Consider the following 4,737-nt stretch of genomic DNA (forward strand, 5'->3'; position numbering starts at 1 on the left):
CGCAGCTCGGACAGCGTGCGTGGTCGTGGCGCTGCCGTGAAGTACCTGTCCCATAACACCTCCCGGAATGCAGGGGCAGTTTGCCCGATTCCCCCACACTCCGGGACTGAACACCTAGTTCTGCCGCGGGTCGAAGGCGTCGCGAAGCCCGTCGCCGAGCAGGTTGAAGGCCAGCACCACCATGAAGATGGCAACGCCCGGCCAGACCGCCATCCAGGGCGCCTGGGTCAGGAAGCGCTGCGCGGTGTTGAGCATGCTGCCCCAGCTCGGCGCCGGCGGCTGCTGGCCGAGGCCGAGGAAGGAGAGGCTGGCTTCGGCGATGATCGCCGCCGCGATGGCGAGGCTGGCCTGGATCAGCAGCGGCGGCACCACGTTCGGCAGCACGTGGCGGAGCGCGATGCGCATCTCGCGGTTGCCGATGGCGCGCGCCGCCTCGACGTAGTCCTCCACCTTGACGGTCAGCACCTGGCCGCGGGTCAGGCGCACGAAGATCGGCGTCGCGGTGATGCCGATGGCGATCATCGCATTGCCGAGGCTGGGGCCGAGGAAGGCGGCCAGCGCGATGGCGAGGATGAGGAAGGGGCAGGCCAGCATGGCGTCGACCACGCGGCCGATCACGGTGTCGGTCCAGCCGCCGGCATAGCCGGCCAGCATGCCGATCGGGATGCCGAGCGCGAGCGCGATAGCGACCGAGATCACGCCGGCCAGCAGCGAGGCGCGGGCGCCCCACAGCACACGGGCCAGCACGTCGCGCCCGACCTCGTCGGTGCCGAACCAATGCGCGGCGGAGGGCGCCTTGCGCACCGCGCCCCAATCGGTCGCCAGCGGGTCGTAGGGGCTGATCCACGGCGCCAGCAGCGCCACGGCGATGAAGAGGCCGACCACCATGGCGCCGAACACCGCGCCGCGCCGCTGCAGCAGGCGCCGGAAGCCGCGCCGCCAGGGGCTTGCCGAAGGCGCGATCGCCAGCGCGTCGGTGGTGACCGCGGTCATGCTCCGAACCTCATGCCTTGGCCGTTCTGAGCCGCGGATTGACGACGGCGTAGGCGAGGTCGGCCAGCAGGTTGAGCAGGATGTAGCAGCTGGCCGTCACCAGCACGACGCCCTGCACCACGGCGTAGTCGCGGTTGAACACGGCGTCGACGATCAGCTTGCCGAAGCCCGGAATGGAGAACACCTGCTCGGTCAGCACGGCGCCGGAGAGCAGCGCGCCGAACTCGATGGCGCCGAGCGTGATCACCGGCGTCAGCGCGTTGCGGAGCGCGTGGCGGATGACGACCGCGGTCTCGCTGACACCCTTGGCGCGCGCCGTGCGCACATAGTCGGCGTTGAGCGTCTGCAGCATGGCACTGCGTGTGTGGCGCATCATGACGGCGGCGATGGCGTTGCCGAGCACGAAGGCCGGCATGATCATGCTGGCGAGATTGCCGAGCGGATCCTCGCGCAGGCTGACATAGCCCGAGGCCGGCAGCCAGCCGAGCTGCACCGAGAACAGGAAGATCAGCAGGATGCCGAGCCAGAAATTCGGCGTCGAGATGCCCCAGAGCGCGATCACATTGGCGCCATAATCCCATACCGTGTTCTTGAACACGGCGGAGATGATCCCGGCCGGAATGCCGATCAGGAGCGCGATGAGGAGGGCGAGCGTGGCGAGTTCGAGGGTAACGGGCAGCTTCTCCAGCACGAGCTCGCCCACCGGACGCTTGATGCGCATGCTCTCGCCGAGATCGCCCTGCAGCACGCCGCCGATCCAGTAGGCGTAGCGGACCGGCAGCGGCTGATCGAGGCGGTACTGCTTGCGGATCTGCTCGATCACCTCGGGATCGCGCTCCTCCCCGGCCATGACCAGCGCGGGGTCGCCGGGAAGGAGCTGCTGCAATCCGAAGATCAGGATCGAGACGACGAACAGAGTCGGGATGATCTGCGCCAGACGGCGCAGCAGATAGCGGCTCACGTACAGGCCCTCGGTCTACCGCATGCCCGACGGTAGCCCTCTCCGCCCAACTCTGTTGGGGGGAGAGGGTTGGGAGAGGTGGGGAGGATGCGGTTTGCATGGATATGCGCTGGCGCGGATAGCTTGCGCACGAGCCGAGTTCGTCGAGATGCGGCGCGCCCCACCTCTCCCAAACCCTCTCCGCCCCAGAGGGGCAGAGAGGGCTTTACGTCTCGGGCGTCGATGCCGCGAATCCTGCAGGTCCTCAGTTGAGGCTCAGTCCCTGCACGCGGATCAGGCCGTCCGGCACCTGGGTGAAGCCGTGCAGCTTGTTGGTGTAGGCGACGAACCACTTGCGGTGATAGAGGTAGATGCGCGGCCGCTCGGTCACGATGATGCGGGTCGCCTCCTCATAGAGCTTCTTGCGCTCCTCGACGGTCGACGCCGCCCGAGCCGCGTCGAGCGCCTTGTCCAGATCGGCATTGCAATGCTTGCCGTCGTTCTGCCCGCCCTTGCAGCTGGAAAAGGCATAGATGTTGCCATCCGGGTCGGTGCGGCCGCTCCAGCCGATCAGGAAGGCCTCGAAATCGCCCTGGTTGGAGCGCTTGAGCGAGGTGGCGAACTCGGTCGCCTCGAGCTTGACGTCGAAGCCTGCCTCGCGTGCCATCGACTGGATGATCTCGGCGACCTGGCGCGGCTCCGTCGAGTTCGGGAACATCAGGGTGAAGCTGACCGGGGTGGTGACGCCGGCCTCCTTCAGCAGCGCCTGTGCCTTCTTCACGTCGCGCGCCGGGACCGGGAAGCTCTTCTGATAGAAGGGATGCACCGGCGAGACCCACTGGTTGCCGGGCAGGTATTCGCCGTTGAAGGCAACCTGGTTGATGATGCTGCGGTCGAGCGCGAGCTCAAAGGCCTCGCGCACCTTGGCGCTCTGGCCGAGCGGCTTCTTGGCGCGCTCGCCGTTGGCGACGTTGAAGGTGAGGCCCTGATAGCCGATCTCGTTCTGGATCGAGAGCTTGAGCTTGCTGTTCTTGCGCACGGTGTCGAGATCGGTCGCGGCGACGCGCTCGACCAGGTCGAGGGTGCCGGACTGGATATTGGCGAGCCTGACCGTGGAATCGGTGATCGGCTGGTAGACGATGCGGTCGATCTTGATCGCATCCTTGTTCCAGTAATCGGCGAAGCGCTCGACCACGATGCGGTCCTGCGCGATGCGCTCGACGAACTTGTAGGGCCCGGCGCAGACCGGCGTGGTGCCGAACTTGGCGCCCATCGCCTCCGCCGCCTTGGGCGAGACGATCATGCCGGCGCGATCGGTCAGCTGCGCCACCAGCGGCGCGAAGGGCACCGAGAGCTTGAGCACGACGTTCAGCGGGTCGCGCACCTCGATGGCGCTGATCACGTTGATCTCGGACTTGCGGAACGAGCCCTGCATGGTGAGGTGCCGCTCCAGGCTGTACTTCACGGCGGCGGCATCCATTGCCTCGCCGTCGTGGAATTTCACGCCGGGGCGCAGCTTGATCGCGATCTCCTTCTTGTCCTCGGAGATGCGGTACTCGGTCGCCAGCTGCGGCACGATCTCGAGTTTCTCGTTGATGTCGAACAGCTTGTCGCAGAGCGAGGCGAACACGATGCGCCCGACGAAGGTGCGGGCGAGCGTCGGGTCCAGGATGTCCGGATCCTCGGCCAGGCCGATCCGGAGCGTCGATTGCGCGGCCGCGGCGCCGGCCATGAGCGACAGCGCGGTGGCGGCGGCGGCCAGGCTGGCCAGGAATTTGCGTTGCATCTCGTGGTCTCCCCGTTCAGGCGGCGGCGTCGATGTGGGCGCCTGCACCTTTCAAACCCAGCACCATTCAAAAACTGGGCCGCGGGAGAATATTCCCTCCCGTGGCCCGGCGTCATTCTCCGTCGGCCAACGATCTTGTGATCCCGGCCTCGATCTGCTCGCGGTCGAACACCCCGCCCGGATTGGCCCGGCCCGGCAGGAAGCGGCGGAAATGCACGAATCGCTCGCGGCTGACGGCTTCCAGGCGCTCGAGCTCGGCCAAAGGGTCGGCATGGTCGTCCACCCGCAGGCTGAGATCCGGGTATTCCTCGCTCGAATAGAGGGCGAGGGCGGCCGATTGCTTGCCCCGCTTGTCGCCGCCGGCCGCCTCGCCGGCCCGGAGCGCGGCGATCAGCCGGCGGGCGAGGGGGAGGTGGCCGGCCGCTTCATAGGCACGTGCCGTCGCCGCGATCACCTCCGGGCCGGCCAGCATGTTGCCGGCGACCGAAATATCGGTGACGCCGAGATCGCCGCACCAGTCGATACAGGCGCCGCCGGTGAAGCGGGCATTGCCGCCCTTGGCGTCGAGGATATGCAGCTGGCGGTGGGCACGGCCGGGATCGCCGGCCGTCAGCTTCGCCACGACCTCCGCGGGCGCGAGACCCTGGCGCAACAGCCGGAGCCCCTCCGGCCCGAAGGTCGGATTGACAAGGGCCTGTGTCGCCACCGCGCCGACGCCGCCATCGGCATGGAGGCAGAGCGCGCCCACGGCGAAGAACCGAGTGGCGACGGCGAGGCCGAGCGTGCCGCTCGCCGGGTCCCGTACCAGGATCGACCAAGTCATTGCGCGCCTCCCGCCACAATCATTATCTAGAATACTCGCATGTGGATCAGGTGGTGCCTCGGATTCGGCCTCGGCCTGACGCTTGCCGCCTGCGGCGGCGGCGGCGTGCCGCAGCGCGTCTCCGGCGCGCCGCCGTCGCACCAGGCGCCGGCCTCGGCGCGGCCGGTGGCGCCCGATCCCGCGCCGATCGCGATC

The 4,737-nt window shown here is 68.0% G+C and carries 4 protein-coding genes; all 4 read right to left on the minus strand.

The window, feature by feature from the left end:
- Window positions 1-114: 114 nt before the first annotated feature.
- A complete protein-coding gene (locus tag DT074_RS27575; protein ID WP_119423036.1) occupies window positions 115-993 on the minus strand; it encodes an ABC transporter permease in 879 nt (292 codons plus the stop codon).
- A gap of 10 nt (window positions 994-1,003) precedes the next feature.
- Window positions 1,004-1,954 (minus strand): ABC transporter permease, encoded by a 951-nt coding sequence (locus DT074_RS27580; protein WP_162915290.1) that lies wholly within the window; start codon window positions 1,952-1,954, stop codon window positions 1,004-1,006.
- Between the two features lie 244 nt (window positions 1,955-2,198).
- Window positions 2,199-3,719 (minus strand): ABC transporter substrate-binding protein, encoded by a 1,521-nt coding sequence (locus tag DT074_RS27585; protein ID WP_119423037.1) that lies wholly within the window; start codon window positions 3,717-3,719, stop codon window positions 2,199-2,201.
- A 112-nt stretch (window positions 3,720-3,831) separates the two neighbouring features.
- The gene (locus DT074_RS27590; RefSeq protein ID WP_119423038.1) at window positions 3,832-4,542 is read right to left on the minus strand and encodes a DUF1028 domain-containing protein; all 711 of its coding nucleotides are present in this window, start codon (window positions 4,540-4,542) and stop codon (window positions 3,832-3,834) included.
- Window positions 4,543-4,737 lie beyond the last annotated feature (195 nt).

This window comes from Desertibaculum subflavum (assembly GCA_003576705.1).
GTDB lineage: Bacteria > Pseudomonadota > Alphaproteobacteria > Ferrovibrionales > Ferrovibrionaceae > Desertibaculum > Desertibaculum subflavum.

What these genes read in the sequence shown, in the direction of transcription:
- DT074_RS27590 (WP_119423038.1), bottom strand. Translation starts at nt 4,542, where the DNA reads ATGACTTGGTCGATCCTGGTACGGGACCCGGCGAGCGGCACGCTCGGC.
- DT074_RS27585 (WP_119423037.1), bottom strand. Translation starts at nt 3,719, where the DNA reads ATGCAACGCAAATTCCTGGCCAGCCTGGCCGCCGCCGCCACCGCGCTG.
- DT074_RS27575 (WP_119423036.1), bottom strand. Translation starts at nt 993, where the DNA reads ATGACCGCGGTCACCACCGACGCGCTGGCGATCGCGCCTTCGGCAAGC.